We start from the raw sequence: 16626 nt of genomic DNA, 5'->3' as shown, positions 1-16626 counted from the left end.
ATAGCTTTAGGTGTCTATAGCAACGAGGTCCACCTCTTCCCATTCCGAACAGAGAAGTTAAGCCCGTTAGCGCTGATGGTACTGCCCTTTTGAGGGTGGGAGAGTAAGTCGATGCCACTTTTAATAAGCCCTGTCAGTTTACTGATGGGGCTTTTTTGTTGTTAGTAACTTTGCTATTTAGATTAAATACCTAAATTCGATGAGATGAAATTTCAAAAGCTAAACGATGATTGTTCCTGGTTATGGGAACTGAATGGACTTAAAATCATGGTTGATCCGTGGTTTACTGCTTCTCAGATCGATGGACATCGTTTATTCAGTGAGCAATTTCATCAAAGTCCGCAACCACCCGTTTCAAGTTTACCTGCTGTAGATTATTTGTTCATTTCAAATCGGTTTACGGATCATTGCAACAAAGAAACCCTGCTTCAGTTTGATTCATCAGTTCCTGTTATAGCGAAGAAAAGTATTTTGAAAAAGATAGCAAAATGGAATCATTTTAAACATTTGATACCGTTGCAGGATGCTCCTTTACCAATCAGGGAATACAAACCGGGAAAATTATCGGACCTTGTACACAGCGCCTACCTATTCGATTCGAAAGAAGGAAGTGTTTTATTCGCTCCGCATGGTGCTAAAGCGGCCAATTTGCCGAAAGCGGACGTGTTGATCACTACTACAACCCGTTACCATTTACCATTTTGGCTGGGAGGTACCGTAAACCTGGGAATTAAACAAGCGGAATTACTTTACAAACAATGTGGAGCGAAATTATTCCTTTCAACACACGATGAACAAAAATTGGGAAAGGGTTTTGTAGAAAAACTGGCGGTGAAGCATTATGTAACGGATGCCGATTTTGTGACCTACCTGAAAGCCAATGAAAGTATTTCCTTTTAAAGCATTTCAGCAAGAAATCCATGGAATTCTTCTATCGATTTACTCTTCTTTAATTTGCGGTATAATTGTTTTCCGTCTGAAAGCCCGTCGGATAAATATTCCCAATAGGATCTCATTTTGCTTAAAGCATACCCTCTATCCGGGTTACATTCCAATAGACTATCGGTTAAATGTGCCGAAAAACGAGCTAATTTATCCCGGTAAAGATCTCCCGGATCTACTATCCCGAATCTTATTTCTTCAAACAAGCTCGGATTTTTCATCGCTCCTCTTCCGATCATCCAATGTTCAATTCCTTTAAATCTCACTTGCAAGTCATCAAAGTCTTCTTTTGACTCAATGTCGCCGTTGTAAGTCAATCGATGGTTCGTCAGGGAAATACATTCCAGGAAGCGCTCGTGATCACAGCTGCCATTATACAGCTGTTTCGCATAACGCGCATGAATAATGATCTCTGTTAGTGGATAATCATTTAAACGTGGAAGGATTTCCAGTATTTCTGAAGTACTTTCCAATCCCATACGCATTTTGATTCCTAGGCCCATTTTGAGCTTCGGGAAAATAGTGTCGAAGAGCTGAAAGATTTCAGAAGGTTTATTTAAAATTCCGGCACCGAGGTTTTTGTTGGTGACCATCGGATAAGGACATCCCATATTCCAGTTTAATTCCGTGTATCCCAGCGATTCGATGTAATCAGCCATGATAAAGAATTCGGGTTCGCTGCAAGCCATGAGTTGTGGAATAACAGCAACATGTGGGTTGTTCTTCGGAAGAATATCGATTTTCGGAGCGTTCTTAATCGTTCCGTCATTGTTTAATTTTAAATAGGGTGCATAGAATTTATCGACTCCACTAAAGACAGCAAGGTGTGCATTTCGAAAGTGATAATCGGTATATGTTTGCAAAGGCGCTAAGGCTAATTGCATAAGTTCTTAAGGATTGGAGACACTCACAGGAATAATTTTCCCATGAAAGTACTTTCCGTTATTCAGGGCGAAATCTACAATGAATGCTGCAATCTCATCCGGCTGATGCGGAGCTTTGTATCCCGGAAAGGCTTCTTCCATCATTTCGGTTTGAACTGCTCCCAAACATAAACAGTTGATTGCGATTCCCGAATTCTTGAATTCTTCAGCCAATAACTCTGTCAGTGAAACCAAAGCGGCTTTGGAGGTCGAATAAGCTGCTAATCCCGGGAATTTTGAGCTTCCCTGGAAACCTCCGATGGAAGAGATCATGACAATATGCCCGCCCGGTTTCATTTTCGGGATGCAGATCTGCGTAATTTCCATTACTGACATGACGTTTACCTGGTAACAATTGTGAATGTCTTCGCGGGTTAATTCCAGGAATGGTTTGACAGCTATAAAACCGGCATTGTGGATCAGGTAATCGATCTGATCAATTCCGGAAATAGCCTTTTCGAAATCCGATTTAACGGTCGGGCTCAAAAGGTCCAGATGAATGTAACGGATATTGTTTTCAGAACGGGTTTGCAGACTTCTGGCAAAACCAAATGTTTCAAGCCCCTTGTCGGCAAATTGCTTAACCAATTCTTTACCGATTCCGCGGCTAGCTCCGATTACGAGGACATTTTCAGACATCAAAATCCAATTTTAAAACTTCGCTGGTCGGATGTGCCTGGCAGGTCAAAATATACCCTTCCTTCACTTCCTCATCCGTTAAAGCGTAATTGATGTTCATCTGGGCACTTCCTTCCAGGATTTTTGCCTTACAGGTACAGCAAACACCTCCTTTGCAGGAATATGGAACATCCATTCCGGATTGATCCAAGGCATCCAGGATACTTTTTCCGTTTGTAGCCAACTCAATGCGCTGAATTTCTCCGTCGAGAATAGCGCTAATCTGGGAAACGCCGGTGAAAGTACCGACAACCGTAGTTTCTTCCTGCTTCATCAAAACAGGAGTCGTAAACAATTCGAAATGAATCTTTTCTTTTGGAACTCCAAAAACCCCCAATACTTCCTGGATTCCCATGATCATTTCTTCCGGGCCACAGATGTAGAATCCGTCGGCTCTCAAAAGGGGTAATTCTGCTTTAATCAATTCACTGACGTGGTGCTTGTCCAATCTTCCTTCCTGATGCCCTTCATTTTTCTCCTGACTGAAGAAAAAAGTAGAATTAACGTTCGGAAATGCCTTGATTTCATCCATGAAAAATGCCGTATCCATTTTGGAATTTCCGTAGATCAAACGCATTTTTTGGTTCTGTCCCAATGATTTGGCAAAAGACATAAATGGTGTAATACCACTTCCTGCTGCGAAACAGACAATGTTTGGAGCCTTTTGATCCAATTTGAAATTTCCCATGGGAAAATCCAATTCAATCTGATCTCCTGCTTTTAATTCGTTTACCAAATAGTTTGAAACCAATCCCTTGTCAATTGCTTTTACTGCAACTGCCAGGTTTTTCTCATTCGGTCCGCTGCAAATAGAATAGGAACGCGTGTGTTTTGTTCCGTTCAGCGTTACATGAACATTGATATATTGCCCGGGCTCATACACAAACTGATCTTTTAAATCCGCAGGAATTTCGAAATGAATCCGGCTTCCAACAGCTGTGATACGTTCGTTATTTGCTACCGTAACCATTCCCGAACGAACTTTTTTCGCCCCGGAATCTTTTTTGAATTTGGAAAATAACCCCATAATTAATCGTCAAATGATACTGTTAATTTTTCGGAGGTCGGGTGAGCCTGGCAAGTTAGGATGTAACCTGCTTCCACTTCATCTTTCTCCAGTGCATAATTGACATCCATTACTGCACTTCCTTCAATAATTTTCGCTTTACACGTACAGCAAACGCCGCCTTTACAAGCGAACGGCAGATCTGCACCTGCTGCATAACCTGCCTCCAGGATAGATGTTCCTGCAGTGTTCAAATCTACTTCGATACGGTCTCCATCCAAAATGATAGTCACTTTTGCCAGTACGTCCTGGTCTTTCGGCACTACAATTTTTGCCTGTGAACCGGCTGTTTTTGTTCCGAAAAGTTCAAAATGAATCTTGTTTTCCGGAACTCCGGATTCCATCATGGCGTTTTTAACAGCGTGGATCATTTCTTCCGGTCCGCAGCTGTATACCGCATCGATGTTTTCTCCGCGAAGCAAAGTCCGCCCGATCAATTCCACCTTTTCTTTGTCGATACGCCCTTTTTGCAAAGGATTTCCCAAACTTTCGCGGCTTAGAACATGGATCAGCTGAAAACGGTTGATGAATTTATTTTTTAATGCTTCTAATTCTTCTCTGAAAATGATGCTTGCAAAACCTCTGTTTCCGTAAACCAGTGTGACAGTACTCATCGGTTCGTTTGCCAGGATAGTTTTTGCAATCGAAATGATCGGAGTGATCCCGCTTCCCGCCGCAAAAAGTGCATAATTCCGGGTTGCCGCAATATCAGGAACCAATTGGAAATGTCCGCTTGGTGTCATCACATCCAACGTTTCCCCGACTTTCAAATCCGATGTTGCCCACGATGAAAAACGACCGTCATCTACACGCTTAACAGCAACTCTCAGTTCACCGTCATGCGGTGTAGCACAAATCGAATATGATCTTCTCAATTCTTCACCGTCGATGATTTTACGGATCGTAATGTACTGACCGGAAATAAATTGGTATTCGTCAGTCAGTTCGGATGGAATCTCAAATGCAATGGAAACAGTGTCATCAGTTTCCTTTCTGATATCTTGAACAACTAAAGGATGAAACTTCGGAGTCATTTCTGAATTTTTTGAATACAAAAATAGAATTTAATTCGGCTTGGAGGCCACATATTTCGAGTGACTTTCGTCATTTCGAGCCATTATAAGTTAAATTTTGGAATCCATTGAAAAGCTGTTGTTTATGAATTTCGTTCAATAAAAAATGTGAAAAATTTGTCGGTCTTAATTTAAGTTACTAACTTTCTTCGTCACAAGTCTTTAAATTATGACACAGATTACCGCGCTTACGGAAGGAGTTTTGATCCGGGTTTCGACTCAGTTTCGGGCAGATGTTTCTCAAACAACGGACTCAAGCTATTTCTTCAGCTATCGAATTGATATTGAAAACCAAAATCAATTCACCGTTCAATTGCTTCACCGCGATTGGTTTATTTTTGATTCTTTGAATCCTACCATGCACGTAAGTGGTGAGGGAGTTGTTGGTCAACAACCTATTCTGGAGTCGGGAGAATTATACCAATACACCAGCGGATGCGAATTGAAATCCGAAATGGGTTCCATGCATGGATTCTATACGTTCAAAAACATGGATACAGGCCAGCTTTTCAAAGTGGATATTCCTGTTTTTCAATTGAATTTCCCGGGAAAATTGAATTAAATCAAACGTTCAAAATAACCACTTAAACTTATTGAACCTCTTTGAGCATTTTTTATTCCCCGCTCTTCTTCAGCTTAAACACCAAAAGCACCACCGTAATTCCCAAAGCTCCTGCAAGAATTAAAAGCATGTAAACCCAAAAGGAAGATTCTTTTTTAATTTCTGCTGTCTTCTGTTCTTCAAAATCTGTTCGCCAGATTTCATGTTGCAGGTTGGTCAGGTCTTCGTCATCTGCATTTTGCCGCAGTTTCAGTTCGTTTGAAATTGCCAATGCTTTTTCCATGTATCCGGTGGCTTCGTCAAATTGTTGCAACTCTTTGTAAACCCTTGCCATTGCCAGGAAACCATCTTTTTCTTCCTTCAAAAGCCCGTCTTTTTTGGCGAGGTCCGCTGATTTCTGATACCAGGAAAGCGCTTTCTGATATTGTTCGATGTAAAAATGATAATCACCCATATTGTACAGGCTTTCGGAAATCGATTTCACATCATTGACCGATTCCCTTAATTCCAATGCTTTTTGAAAGTGCAGCCGGGCATTGGTCGTATCACCCTTTTCAAAATATACGATTGCCAGGTTATTCAAGGCATGTGCTTTCGGGGAAGTCAGGTTTGTTTTCTGTGCCATCTGGTAAGATACTTTGAAGAACTTCTCGGCCAAACTGAATTTTTCCGAAATGCGGTAAATGTCTCCCAAGCGCGCATAAGCCGTACTCAAACCGCGGTAATTTTTGGATTTGGAGGCTCGTGAAATGTAGTCTTTGTAAGTTTCAATGGCTTGCTTCTCCTTATTTTGAAGTAAATAAGCTTCTGCCAAAGAGATCATTCCTTCGGTTTTATCGCGTGATTCTGTATTGCTCCGGTTGTAAGTGATCGCTTTTTTCGCCCAGAGCATGGAGGAATTCCCGTCATCGAGTTTCCGGTAACCAGACGAAATAATCTTACAAACGTTGGTCAGAAGGGCCATATCTCCGCGTTCCTGTAGTCGTGGAAGCGTTGCTTTTGCCATCACGATTCCGTCGTTGATACGGCCGTTCATGACATAAAATTCGGCAAGGGTAATTTTTCCGAATTCAATAGCCGGCTGATAATGATTGTCGATCCCATAAAAGAAAAGTGTTTCACCGACCATTCTCAAAGAGTCGATGGATTCCGATTGATAATAAAGACTGAGTTTTTTTGCTGCTTCGATCCGTTCGGTTTCGCTTCCGTTATTCAGCAGCTTCCATTGTTTCCGTGAATCGCCGTAGGATTGGGTGAATGACCAAAAATGAGAACTGATGGTAAAAAGAATAATGGCAGCAGAAGTCTTCATAGTGTGTTTAAATAACAATCACCCAAACATAAGAACAAATCTTTTAAATAACGATGGAAGTTCAATAATATCGCATCAATCTGATTGTTGAACTCCGAGCATTATGCGTACATTTGTAATGCAAAAATGTATACTATGTCAAACGCGTTATTTACGGTTCCGAAAGCAATCAATGAACCGGTAAAGGCTTATGTTCCGGGAAGTCCAGAGCATACGGCTTTGATTTCTGAATATCAAAGAATGTTGAACCAGGAACCAATCGATGTACCGATGTACATTGGTTCGGAATTGGTTCGTACAAACAATAAAAAACCGATGTCACCTCCACACGACCACAAACACGTGTTGGGACATTTCAATTACGGAGATGCATCTCATGTTTCCAAAGCGATCGATGCTGCAATGGATGCGCGCGAGCAATGGGCAAACCTGCCGTGGGAACAACGTGCTGCTATCTTTTTGAAAGCTGCGGATTTATTGGCAGGGCCTTTCAGAAATAAAATGAACGCTGCAACCATGTTAGGGCAATCCAAAAACGTGATGCAGGCTGAAATCGATGCTGCATGTGAGTTGATCGATTTTTTCCGTTTCAATGTTCAGTATCTGACTCAAATCTATAAAGACCAGCCGGAATCTTTACCGGGAATGTGGAACAGATTGGAATACCGCCCGCTGGAAGGATTCGTTTTTGCTCTTACACCTTTCAACTTCACATCGATTGCTGCAAACTTATGTGCTGCACCGGCAATGATGGGGAACGTAATCGTTTGGAAACCTGCTGAATCTCAAATGTATTCTGCACAAGTGATTATGGAAGTATTCCGTGCAGCGGGTGTTCCTGACGGAGTGATCAATATGATCTCTGTTGACGGGCCAGTTGCAGGAGATGTGATCTTTAAGAACAAGCATCTGGCAGGATTACATTTCACTGGTTCTACAGGAGTTTTCCGTCATTTGTGGAAAGAGATCGGAAATAACATCGAAAATTACAGAGCATATCCGCGCATCGTAGGAGAAACAGGAGGAAAAGATTTCGTAATGGTTCACAAAAGTGCAAATGCTGCTGAAGTAGCAACTGCATTATCACGTGGAGCATTTGAATTCCAGGGACAAAAATGTTCTGCTGCTTCCCGTTCATACATTCCTTCTAATTTGTGGCCGGATGTAAAAGAAATCTTGGTAAACCAGGTGAAATCCTTCAAAATGGGGTCGCCGGAAGATTCTTCGAATTTCATCAATGCGGTGATCGATGAGCGCGCTTTCGACAAAATTTCAGGATACATTGATTATGTGAAGTCTCAATCAGATGCGGAGATCATCGTTGGAGGTTCTTACGACAAATCAAAAGGTTACTTCATTGAGCCTACGGTTGTCGTTACAACAAATCCAAAGTTCAGAACATTGGTAGAAGAGATTTTCGGACCGGTTTTGACCATCTATGTTTACCCGGAAAATGAATTCGAAGCAACTTTGAAATTGCTGGACGAAACTTCCGAATATGCATTAACAGGTTCCATCATGTCGAATGACCGTTATGCGATCCAGTTTGCTACTAAGGCGTTGGAAAATGCAGCAGGAAACTTCTACATCAATGACAAACCGACCGGGGCAGTTGTTGGTCAGCAGCCATTCGGAGGAGCAAGAGGTTCCGGTACGAATGACAAAGCAGGAGCGGCAATGAACTTGTTGCGCTGGGTATCTGCAAGAACGATCAAAGAAACGTTCGTTCCACCGACAGATTACAAATATCCGTTCTTAGGATAAAACAAAATAAATAGAAGAGAAGGGTGTCGAAAGATGCCCTTTTTTATTTTACCACATAGATCATATAGGTACATAGCACACACATAGAAAAAACTTTATCATAGAAAACTATGTGACCTATGTTGCTATCCTGAAGTATCGGAACAAGTTGTGGTCAAAATAAAATGAGAGCGGAGTGAAACAAGAGATCAGCCGCGGCTGATCGATAAATACCTGCTATAGCATATTACAACTCGTTTTGAAAACAGTTCCATTACATTTCCAATGCATCAAAACCTCTGTGTTCTATGTACCTATGTGGTATTATCACCAAAGAGAAGGATTATTCAACCGGTCATCCAGATTGAACCGCAGGAAAACCTCAAATCCTCCGCGCGATTTTGAAACCGGCGTCAAACGGGAAAGATTGAAATCATAAGCCAAGCCAACCGAGAACTGGTGGTACTGGAAATATCCCTTTGCTACGAAAGCATCTTTATAGCGGCTGAATAAACCAAGCGCTGCTGCTACAGGTTTGATTGAGCCGGTGAAATGCGAAGACTCCCGGATATTATAACGCAGGTAAGTTCCGAATAGGATTTCCGAATACTTAGCCTGCATCTGTACATAAACCGCAGGTTGCACTGCTAATGGGGTATTCTGAATATTGAAAGAACTGTTGATGAATCCCGAGATGCGCATAGCTAACTTGTCTTGCGGCAAAGAAATGAAAGAAGAAGAAGGCTGATTGGCATGGTAAACCGCCAGGCCGAAATTCACGTTGTTATTGATATTGTTGTTGACCGAATACTTCATCTTGCGGAACGTATAGACAATCCCTGCACCTGCATCCATAAATACGTGATTGTAGGAGCCGAAATTCTCTCCGCTGCCGATATTGGTATTAATCCCATCACCATCAAACTGGCTTGCCCAGTTTCCACGGTTCGGATCAAGAATACGTTGGTTCATTCCGCCGTAAAGACCAATTCGCAATACGCTATACCGGCCCATTTTGATGTGGTAAGCCAGATCCAGGTTAAACTGGTTTGTTGTAACCTTCATGTCTCCGGCAACATCATTGAAAAAGTTGATCCCCAAAGCAACAAAACTATTGTTGTCCGCATCTCTGCGCTGTAATCTCACATCAAAAGAAGCAGCGATCGTTTGGTAAGGAGAAGCAATGCTGTTCCATTGGTTCCGGTAATTTGCAATAAGCTGCATGTGTGAAAAAGCTCCTGTCAAAGCTGGGTTTAACAGCATCGGGGCATATTCCGTTTGAGCAAAATGATTATCCTGCGCTGAAGCGTTTTTAGCAACAACCTGTGTCAGAAGAAATAAGTAAACAAGTAGCTTTTTCATATTATCTGACTAAAGTAAGGTTACCGGATTTCTTCACTTCTTCACCACCTACCAGTTTCATATCCAACCGGTAGAAATAAACTCCCGAATTTTGAGGCTTCCCTTTAAAAGTTCCATCCCATTGCAAATCCGTAGTCTGTGTCTCAAAAACCTGTTCTCCCCATCTGTTGAATATCAGTAACTGGTATGTTTCCAGGCAGGGAAGTGTTCCCAATAATCCAAAAGTGTTGTTGACTTCCGGACCGGTGTTATTGGGAGAGAACACATTCGGCAAAGTCAAATTGTGACAATCTACATAAACGGTAACCAAAACAGTATCTGTTCCTGTACAGCCATTCGGGTCTGAGCCGGTTACGATATAGTTGTTTGAAGTGGAAGGAATACAAACCGGATTTTCACAATCCACACAGGATAAATATTCAGCAGGCGTCCATTCGTATGTAGCAGCACCGGTAGCCGTAAAAGGAATTTCAGTTCCGATATTAACACTGATAGCATCCGGCGTGGCTTCCACAGTCAGGTTGCCGTCTGTTCCTAAAGTGAGTGTTTCAGTGAGTACACATCCGTTTGAATCGGTAATGTTGACGGTATAATTACCGGCAGGAACTCCGGTAAGAACCTGTTCATTGCTATTGACAGCCGGCCAGAAATACGAATACGGGGCAACTCCTCCTGATGCAGAAACACTTATTATTCCTTCATTTACTCCCGAACAGTCTACCGGAACAATAGATGGAGAATCAATAAGTTCGGTTGGTTGATTGATCTTGAATGTGTCGGAAGCAAAACACCCATGTTTATCTGTAATGTCTACAAAGTAAACACCTGCGGTAGCGTTTGTTAAATTCTGGGTTGTTGTACCGGAACTCCAGTCAAATGAGTAGGGAGGAGCGCCTCCTGTCACGTTGAGAACAACTTTTCCGGTGTGATCTCCATAGCAAAGTACGTGTTTCAGTTCAACCAGATTGATATTGGGGATATTCGCACTTGCTTCTACATAGATCTGGACCGAAGAAGATGCTGTTTCAGGAGCACATGCGTTGTTACTTGCAACGGTCAGTGTGAGTGTTACGATCGTTCCTAAATCTCCCGGTCCGGCGGTATAAGTTGGAGAATTAGTGTTTGCGTTGGTCAATGTTCCGGTTCCGTTATGGGTCCAGGAAGGAGTTCCGTATTGGGTCGTGATTCCCCCGATTGTTTTAGTAGCTCCCGGACAAAGTGTATCTAAAATATGGGCCATTTGAATGGATGGCGGTCCGTCGATAGTAAAGGTATAAGTAGCGAAACTGGTTGCGGGAATGCAGGTATTATTGCTCGTGACTTCCATGGTCAGAGTTACCGTACTTCCTATCTCTGTTGCATTCGGAAAATAAGTCGGAGATGTGGTGGTCGGATCCGAAATAGAACCCAAACCGTCACTTGTCCAGTTGATGGTTCCGTTACTTGCAGAAGCACCGTCTACAGTTCCGCCGCCATTGGCACAAATGGTTGAAGATCCACCCGCAACAGCAACAGGCAACGGATCAATTTGGATAGTATAAGCCGCAGATGCCGTTTGAGGGGCGCAACTGTTTGTACTGGTTACGGTAAGTATCAATGTGATCGTATTTCCAACGTCGGACGCCACCGGTTGATAAACAGGGCCCAAGGTGGTTGGATTGGTAAGTATACCACCGCCATTGTGGGTCCAGTTTATAGATCCGAAAGTTGCTGTTGCTCCGGTTACAGGCGCATTGGAAGTCACACAAACAGTAGTACTTCCTCCTGCAAGCGCCACAGGTGCGTGTTGTATGGTCAAGATCAGCTGGCTGCTAGTGACAGTTGGTGCACAGGCGTTGTTACTCGTAACATTCAAAAGTAATATGACGGAACTTCCGGCATCAGCAGGGCTGGGAGTATAAGTCGGAGATGCAGTGGTTCCATTGGTAATCGTTCCGGAACCATTGTGGGTCCAGTTTGCTGTTCCGTAGTTGAATGAAGCCCCGGAAACGGTGTAAGGATTACTTTCGCAAATTGTTACGCTACTGCCTGCATTTGCTGTAGGCAAGTGGTTCACAGTTACCGAGTAAATGGCCGAAACCGATGAAGGCGCACAGGAATTGTTGCTCGAAACGGTGATGGTCAGCGAAACCGTGTTTCCGGCATCCAATACGGATGGCGTATAAGTCGGGGTTAAAGTAGTTGGATTTGTAATGAAACCGTTTCCGTTGTGCGTCCAGGAGATGTTTCCGTTGGAAGCCGTTACACCTGAAACTGTAACGGAAGAATTGGAACAAATCGTGGAAGAGTTAGCCACGGTAGCTGTTGGCAAGCCTTGCACGGTGATCGAAAAATCATCGGTGGCATTTGCCGTTCCACAGGCGTTGTTGCTCGTAACGGTTAAAGTAAGTGTGACGATATTTCCCAAATCACCGGCATTCGGAGTGTATGTCGGGCTAATGGTCGTTGAATTGGTTAACGATCCGGTTCCGTTGTGGCTCCAGCTGATTGTTCCATAATTGGCCATAGCACCTGTAACTGTCAGGGAACTGTTTTGACAAACCGTTGCGATACCGCCCGAAACAGCTTGTGGTAAGGGTGTAATATTTAAAACATGGAATGCTTGCGCGGTTGCAGGTGCACAGGCATTATTGCTGGTAACAGTAAGGGTTAGGATTACCGTGTTGCCATTATCCAATATACTTGGGGTATAAGTCGGAGAAGCGGTAGTTGCATTTGTCAATGTTCCGTTCCCGTTGTGGGTCCAGCTGATCGTCCCGTATTGGGCATTGGCTGTAGTGATCGTAAAGCTGCTGGAGGAACAGACGGAACTGGTAACTCCGTCGGTTGCGATGGGATTTCCCTCTACAATAATGTTGTAAGTGGCTTGCGCTGAAGCCGGCGCACAGGAATTATTGCTGGTTGTGGTCAGCGTTAAAACAACCGTTTGTCCCGCATCAAAAGAAGCCGGAGTATAAGTCGGGGTCAGGGTATTTCCGTTGGTAAGAGATCCGCTTCCGTTATGGGTCCAGGAAATCGTCCCGTTAGAAGAAGTTGCCCCGCTCACTGTAACCGAACTGTTTACACAAATGACCGAGGTTCCGCCGGCAGTTGCGGTAGGTCCCTGTTGAACGGTAATTACGGACTGAACCGTGTTTGGACAACCGATATCATCAGTCGCAGTTAATGAGTAAGTACCGGAATTGCTGGAACTCGCATTGTTAATGCTTGGGCTTGAGTTGGTACTGGTGAAGCTGTTCGGTCCTGTCCAGCTGAAAGTGAGGTTGTTTCCTGTTCCTCCTCCTGTCAATTGAATATTTCCGCCCTGGCAAATAATTCCGGTTGGAGCAGTACTAGCTGAGACGGTATTCAGGGTGAAATTTCCGGGAGTAAAATTGACACATATCGAATTATTGGACGCCGTAACCATGTTGTTAAACAAGGTTTTGGAAGGTACCCAGGTATTTCCCGATCCGCTGATGTATTGCGCGTCTGTCGGAGAAAAACTCTCCATCAAAACAGAATAGGAAAAGTTTCCGGTTACAGGTAAAACAAAAGTATTGTTCGGATAATAAATAACCGGGGAAGAAAAATTCACCGTGGCACGAACCGGAACGGAACCATTGGTCACAAACACGCTCGAAGTATTTTGATAACGGTAGCTGGTAGTACCGGTATAAACAATGATTCCGGCAGCAAGATTTGACATTCCTGCATTGTATACCAGGTTTGACATACCGCTGCACGGTCCTCCCGAAGGAGTTGCATTGAACCCGTTTATCGCACTGAATAGTGTGTCATTCAATGTAAATGCGTAACAATTTGTATTAAAAGCAGGCCAGGCAGAATTGGTGTACGAATAGGTCAATCCACCGGTTAAAGCATAAGCTGAAGGATTGGCGGAACTTAACGACACAGTTGTTCCTGCCGGCGGAGATGCCGGAACCTGAGCAAAGATCGAATGCCCCAGGAATAAGTAAAAAGCTGCTAATAAGAAACTTAATCTGATCATACGATGAAAAAATTAAGTCCGGAATGTGAATGCGTAATTGAGATGATTTGCCGATTGATGCCTGCCATTTTTTCGCGAAGTGATAACTTGCTCAATAACAATTCAATAGCTTGCGTACGGGTAAGTATCGTCATCATAAATGTGCAGTCGATTAATCAATCGGCGCAAATATACGCATTAATGATAATAAATATTTGATAATCCACTAGTTGAATATTGTCAGTTACGAAGCGTAAACCACAAATAACACATTGGTAAAAATGCTTTAATTTTTGAACTTATCTCAGGCATTTAAAATAGTCGAAAGGCTCCAGGCAGTCATTGCACTGATAGAGCGCTTTACAGGCCGTACTTCCGAATTGGCTTAGCATTTTGGTGTTTTCAGAACCGCATTGCGGGCACTTTACAACCGGCGCATCACCAAACAAAATCAACTTGTCTGCTTCATTTACCGGAGGAGCAATTCCATAAGCCAATAATTTTTCTTTCCCGGCTTCGCTCATCCAATCAGTAGTCCATGCAGGAGAAAGAACCGTATGAAAACGAACGGTTTCAATTCCTTTCTCATGGAGAACTTCCAGGATGTTTTTTTCGATGTAATTCATGGCCGGACAACCTGAATAAGTAGGAGTGATGGTTACTTCAACTTCGGTTTCCGAGAGCACTTTTACCGCACGGACAATACCAAGGTCAATAACCGAAAGTACCGGAACTTCAGGATCCGGTACTTCTTCTAAATAATTCCATATGGTCGTTTCATTTACCATTCCATGTTTGGATATGCGCGTTGCATGTATTGCATTTCTGCCAATAAATGTCCGAAATGTTCGGTATGTCTTCCCAGTCTTCCGCCATTCAGTTTCCACTTCGAATCCGGTAATGAAAGTGTTGCTTCCTGTAACACATATTGAATGCGCTCATTAAATGTCGGACGCAATGTTTCCAGGTCGATGGCAATTCCCTGTGCAATCAATTCCTGGTCCACATCATCCATGTAAAACAGTTCGTCTGAAAATTTCCAAAGCAGATTCAGAGCATCTGTTACCCGTTTGTTGGATTCTTCCGTACCGTCTCCCATACGAATGATCCATTCCGAAGAATGTTTCCAATGGTATTTCGTTTCTTTCAAAGATTTCTCAGCGATAGCAGCAAGTTGTTTGTCTGCAGAACGCTGTAAGGCCTCATAAAACGGAAGTCTGAAAGAGTCGAAGATCCATTGGCGGACAATTGTCACGGCGAAATCCCCGTTTTTTTGTTCCACCAATTGGGTATTGAAATATTGGTTTTCAAATCTTAAGAAAGCCAGGTCATCAGCACTTCTTCCCTTGTCTTCAACTTGTGCGGCGTACTCCAATAAGCTGGTAGCCTGTCCGATCAAATCCAGGGCAATATTGGTCAAAGCAATATCTTCCTCGATAATCGGTCCGTGGCCACACCACTCCGAAAGACGCTGCCCTAAAATCAAGCTGTCATCAGCTATGCGTAAGGTATATGTAAATAAGTTGTTCATATTTTGATTTTAAGATAGTAGGACTTTAGAATGTTAAGAAGAGACTTATGAAGTCCTGAGATCTTATTGTCTTAAAGTCTTAAAATCCAATAAATTACATGTGTCCGACACCATCAGGAACTTCATAGAAAGTAGGATGACGGTAGATTTTACTGTTAGCCGGTTCGAACAATGCATCCGAATCTGCAGGGTCAGAAGCAAATACCTGGGAAGACTCGACTACCCAAATAGAGATTCCTTCACTGCGTCTGGTGTATACGTCGCGGGCATTTTCCACAGCCATTTCAGCATCAGCTGCGTGAATACTTCCAACGTGTTTGTGGTTCAAACCCACTTTACTTCTGATAAAAACTTCCCATAAAGGCCAATCTTTTCCTGCCATTGCTTGATAATATTAAGATGCTTTTCTTGCTTTTTTCTTTTCTGCGTGAGCCATTGCAGCTTCGCGAACCCACATTCCGTCTTCTTTTGCCTTCAAACGGGTGGCGATACGTTCTGCATTGCAAGGTCCGTTTCCGCTGACTACCTGCCAGAACTCGTCCCAGTTGATTTCACCGGAATCATAATGTCCGCGTTCCTCATTCCACTTCAAATCCTTGTCAGGAATAGTTAGCCCGATCAATTCAGCTTGTGGAACAGTTGCATCGATGAACATCTGACGCAATTCATCGTTTGTATGTCTTTTGATTTTCCAGTCAATCGACTGCTGGGTATGCGTGGAAGCTTCGTCGCTTGGTCCGAACATCATCAGTGCCGGCCACCAAAAACGGTTCAACGCGTCCTGTGCCATTGCTTTTTGCTCTTCCGAACCTTTCATCAGGGTGCACATGATCTCGTATCCCTGGCGCTGGTGGAACGATTCTTCTTTACAAATGCGAACCATTGCGCGTGCATACGGCCCGTAAGAAGTTCTGCACAACGGAACCTGGTTCATAATTGCAGCACCGTCAACTAACCAGCCCACTGCGCCCATATCGGCCCAGGTTAAAGTCGGGTAGTTGAAAATAGAAGAATATTTTGCTTTGCCTGAATGCATGTCATCGATGCTTTCCTCGCGGGAAGCACCCAATGTTTCCATGGCGCTGTACAAGTATTGTCCATGACCGGCTTCATCCTGAACTTTAGCCAATAAAACAGCTTTGCGTCTCAAATTCGGAGCGCGTGTGATCCAGTTTCCTTCCGGAAGCATTCCCACAATTTCAGAGTGTGCGTGCTGCGAGATCTGGCGAATTAATGTCTTTCTATAAGCGTCCGGCATCCAGTCTTTCGGCTCAATGCGGATATCCTGCTTTAGTTTTTCATTAAACGCAGCCTCTAAATCTGCTAAATTTTGTTCTTTCATATTGCTAATTATGAGAATCAAAGATAGTGAATTTTGCGCAATTTTACGCTATTCTCCTTCACACTCACTCTAAAAGAAAAAGCTATGGAAAACAGGGTGAGTGTGAGAGTGCGTATTGAGGA

Annotated in this window: 14 protein-coding genes and 1 rRNA gene; 4 read left to right on the top strand and 11 right to left on the bottom strand. The window is 43.2% G+C overall.

The annotated features are described in order from the left end of the window. Window positions 1–6 precede the first annotated feature (6 nt). A 5S ribosomal RNA gene (gene rrf, locus ABDW02_RS20140) occupies window positions 7–120 on the top strand. Window positions 121–204: 84 nt separating this feature from the next. Next, complete coding sequence (locus tag ABDW02_RS20135) at window positions 205–900, top strand: MBL fold metallo-hydrolase (protein WP_343637874.1); 696 nt, start codon at window positions 205–207, stop codon at window positions 898–900. Here the strand turns inward: ABDW02_RS20135 and ABDW02_RS20130 are convergent. Genes ABDW02_RS20130 through paaE form a run of 4 tightly spaced genes read right to left on the bottom strand, consistent with a single transcriptional unit; the run spans window position 897 to window position 4643 of the window. Further along, window positions 897–1826: a tRNA-dihydrouridine synthase family protein gene (locus ABDW02_RS20130; protein WP_343637872.1), complete on the bottom strand. Its 930-nt coding sequence runs from the start codon at window positions 1824–1826 to the stop codon at window positions 897–899. The genes ABDW02_RS20135 and ABDW02_RS20130 overlap by 4 nt on opposite strands. 6 nt (window positions 1827–1832) lie before the next feature. Continuing rightward, the gene (locus ABDW02_RS20125) at window positions 1833–2504 is read right to left on the bottom strand and encodes an SDR family oxidoreductase (protein WP_343637870.1); all 672 of its coding nucleotides are present in this window, start codon (window positions 2502–2504) and stop codon (window positions 1833–1835) included. Continuing rightward, complete coding sequence (locus tag ABDW02_RS20120; protein WP_343637868.1) at window positions 2497–3570, bottom strand: 2Fe-2S iron-sulfur cluster-binding protein; 1074 nt, start codon at window positions 3568–3570, stop codon at window positions 2497–2499. Before ABDW02_RS20120 ends, ABDW02_RS20125 begins: the two co-directional genes overlap by 8 nt. 2 nt (window positions 3571–3572) lie before the next feature. Then, complete coding sequence (gene paaE / locus ABDW02_RS20115) at window positions 3573–4643, bottom strand: 1,2-phenylacetyl-CoA epoxidase subunit PaaE (protein ID WP_343637866.1); 1071 nt, start codon at window positions 4641–4643, stop codon at window positions 3573–3575. 208 nt (window positions 4644–4851) lie between these two features. Between paaE and apaG the strand changes: the two genes are divergently transcribed. Continuing rightward, window positions 4852–5244, top strand: coding sequence for a Co2+/Mg2+ efflux protein ApaG (gene apaG / locus ABDW02_RS20110; RefSeq protein ID WP_343637864.1), 393 nt, complete (start codon window positions 4852–4854; stop codon window positions 5242–5244). A gap of 52 nt (window positions 5245–5296) precedes the next feature. On the opposite strand, the gene ABDW02_RS20105 is transcribed toward apaG, so the two are convergent. After that, window positions 5297–6556 carry a tetratricopeptide repeat protein gene (locus ABDW02_RS20105; RefSeq protein WP_343637862.1) on the bottom strand — a complete coding sequence of 420 codons (1260 nt, stop codon included), beginning with the start codon at window positions 6554–6556 and terminating at the stop codon, window positions 5297–5299. Window positions 6557–6691: 135 nt separating this feature from the next. Between ABDW02_RS20105 and pruA the strand changes: the two genes are divergently transcribed. Next, window positions 6692–8320, top strand: a complete 1629-nt coding sequence (gene pruA, locus ABDW02_RS20100) for an L-glutamate gamma-semialdehyde dehydrogenase (protein WP_343637860.1) — start codon at window positions 6692–6694, stop codon at window positions 8318–8320. A gap of 306 nt (window positions 8321–8626) precedes the next feature. Here pruA and ABDW02_RS20095 read toward each other — a convergent pair whose 3' ends face one another. From ABDW02_RS20095 to paaA, 6 genes are all read right to left on the bottom strand, one after another. After that, window positions 8627–9661, bottom strand: coding sequence for a PorP/SprF family type IX secretion system membrane protein (locus ABDW02_RS20095; protein WP_343637858.1), 1035 nt, complete (start codon window positions 9659–9661; stop codon window positions 8627–8629). A gap of 1 nt (window position 9662) precedes the next feature. Next, window positions 9663–13652 carry a gliding motility-associated C-terminal domain-containing protein gene (locus tag ABDW02_RS20090; protein WP_343637856.1) on the bottom strand — a complete coding sequence of 1330 codons (3990 nt, stop codon included), beginning with the start codon at window positions 13650–13652 and terminating at the stop codon, window positions 9663–9665. A gap of 278 nt (window positions 13653–13930) precedes the next feature. Beyond that, on the bottom strand, window positions 13931–14419 hold the full coding sequence (gene paaD, locus ABDW02_RS20085; protein WP_343637854.1) for a 1,2-phenylacetyl-CoA epoxidase subunit PaaD: 489 nt from the start codon (window positions 14417–14419) through the stop codon (window positions 13931–13933). Continuing rightward, window positions 14413–15162, bottom strand: coding sequence for a 1,2-phenylacetyl-CoA epoxidase subunit PaaC (gene paaC / locus ABDW02_RS20080; protein ID WP_343637852.1), 750 nt, complete (start codon window positions 15160–15162; stop codon window positions 14413–14415). The genes paaD and paaC overlap by 7 nt, the downstream gene beginning before the upstream one ends. A gap of 94 nt (window positions 15163–15256) precedes the next feature. After that, window positions 15257–15544, bottom strand: coding sequence for a 1,2-phenylacetyl-CoA epoxidase subunit PaaB (gene paaB, locus ABDW02_RS20075; RefSeq protein WP_294674846.1), 288 nt, complete (start codon window positions 15542–15544; stop codon window positions 15257–15259). Between the two features lie 12 nt (window positions 15545–15556). Further along, entirely contained in the window at window positions 15557–16504 is a 948-nt protein-coding gene (paaA, locus tag ABDW02_RS20070; protein ID WP_343637846.1) for a 1,2-phenylacetyl-CoA epoxidase subunit PaaA, read from the bottom strand. Between the last annotated feature and the right edge of the window lie 122 nt (window positions 16505–16626).

Source organism: Fluviicola sp. (assembly GCF_039596395.1).
Taxonomy (GTDB): Bacteria; Bacteroidota; Bacteroidia; order Flavobacteriales_D; family Crocinitomicaceae; genus Fluviicola.
This window is presented reverse-complemented; position numbering and strand designations above follow the sequence as displayed.

Excerpts from the sequence above, each read along its gene's own strand:
- pruA (WP_343637860.1), top strand. The coding sequence starts at position 6,692 with ATGTCAAACGCGTTATTTACGGTTCCGAAAGCAATCAATGAACCGGTA.
- ABDW02_RS20095 (WP_343637858.1), bottom strand. The coding sequence starts at position 9,661 with ATGAAAAAGCTACTTGTTTACTTATTTCTTCTGACACAGGTTGTTGCT.
- ABDW02_RS20135 (WP_343637874.1), top strand. The coding sequence starts at position 205 with ATGAAATTTCAAAAGCTAAACGATGATTGTTCCTGGTTATGGGAACTG.
- ABDW02_RS20090 (WP_343637856.1), bottom strand. The coding sequence starts at position 13,652 with ATGATCAGATTAAGTTTCTTATTAGCAGCTTTTTACTTATTCCTGGGG.
- paaE (WP_343637866.1), bottom strand. The coding sequence starts at position 4,643 with ATGACTCCGAAGTTTCATCCTTTAGTTGTTCAAGATATCAGAAAGGAA.
- paaC (WP_343637852.1), bottom strand. The coding sequence starts at position 15,162 with ATGAACAACTTATTTACATATACCTTACGCATAGCTGATGACAGCTTG.
- paaD (WP_343637854.1), bottom strand. The coding sequence starts at position 14,419 with ATGGTAAATGAAACGACCATATGGAATTATTTAGAAGAAGTACCGGAT.
- paaA (WP_343637846.1), bottom strand. The coding sequence starts at position 16,504 with ATGAAAGAACAAAATTTAGCAGATTTAGAGGCTGCGTTTAATGAAAAA.
- ABDW02_RS20125 (WP_343637870.1), bottom strand. The coding sequence starts at position 2,504 with ATGTCTGAAAATGTCCTCGTAATCGGAGCTAGCCGCGGAATCGGTAAA.
- ABDW02_RS20130 (WP_343637872.1), bottom strand. The coding sequence starts at position 1,826 with ATGCAATTAGCCTTAGCGCCTTTGCAAACATATACCGATTATCACTTT.
- apaG (WP_343637864.1), top strand. The coding sequence starts at position 4,852 with ATGACACAGATTACCGCGCTTACGGAAGGAGTTTTGATCCGGGTTTCG.
- ABDW02_RS20120 (WP_343637868.1), bottom strand. The coding sequence starts at position 3,570 with ATGGGGTTATTTTCCAAATTCAAAAAAGATTCCGGGGCGAAAAAAGTT.
- paaB (WP_294674846.1), bottom strand. The coding sequence starts at position 15,544 with ATGGCAGGAAAAGATTGGCCTTTATGGGAAGTTTTTATCAGAAGTAAA.
- ABDW02_RS20105 (WP_343637862.1), bottom strand. The coding sequence starts at position 6,556 with ATGAAGACTTCTGCTGCCATTATTCTTTTTACCATCAGTTCTCATTTT.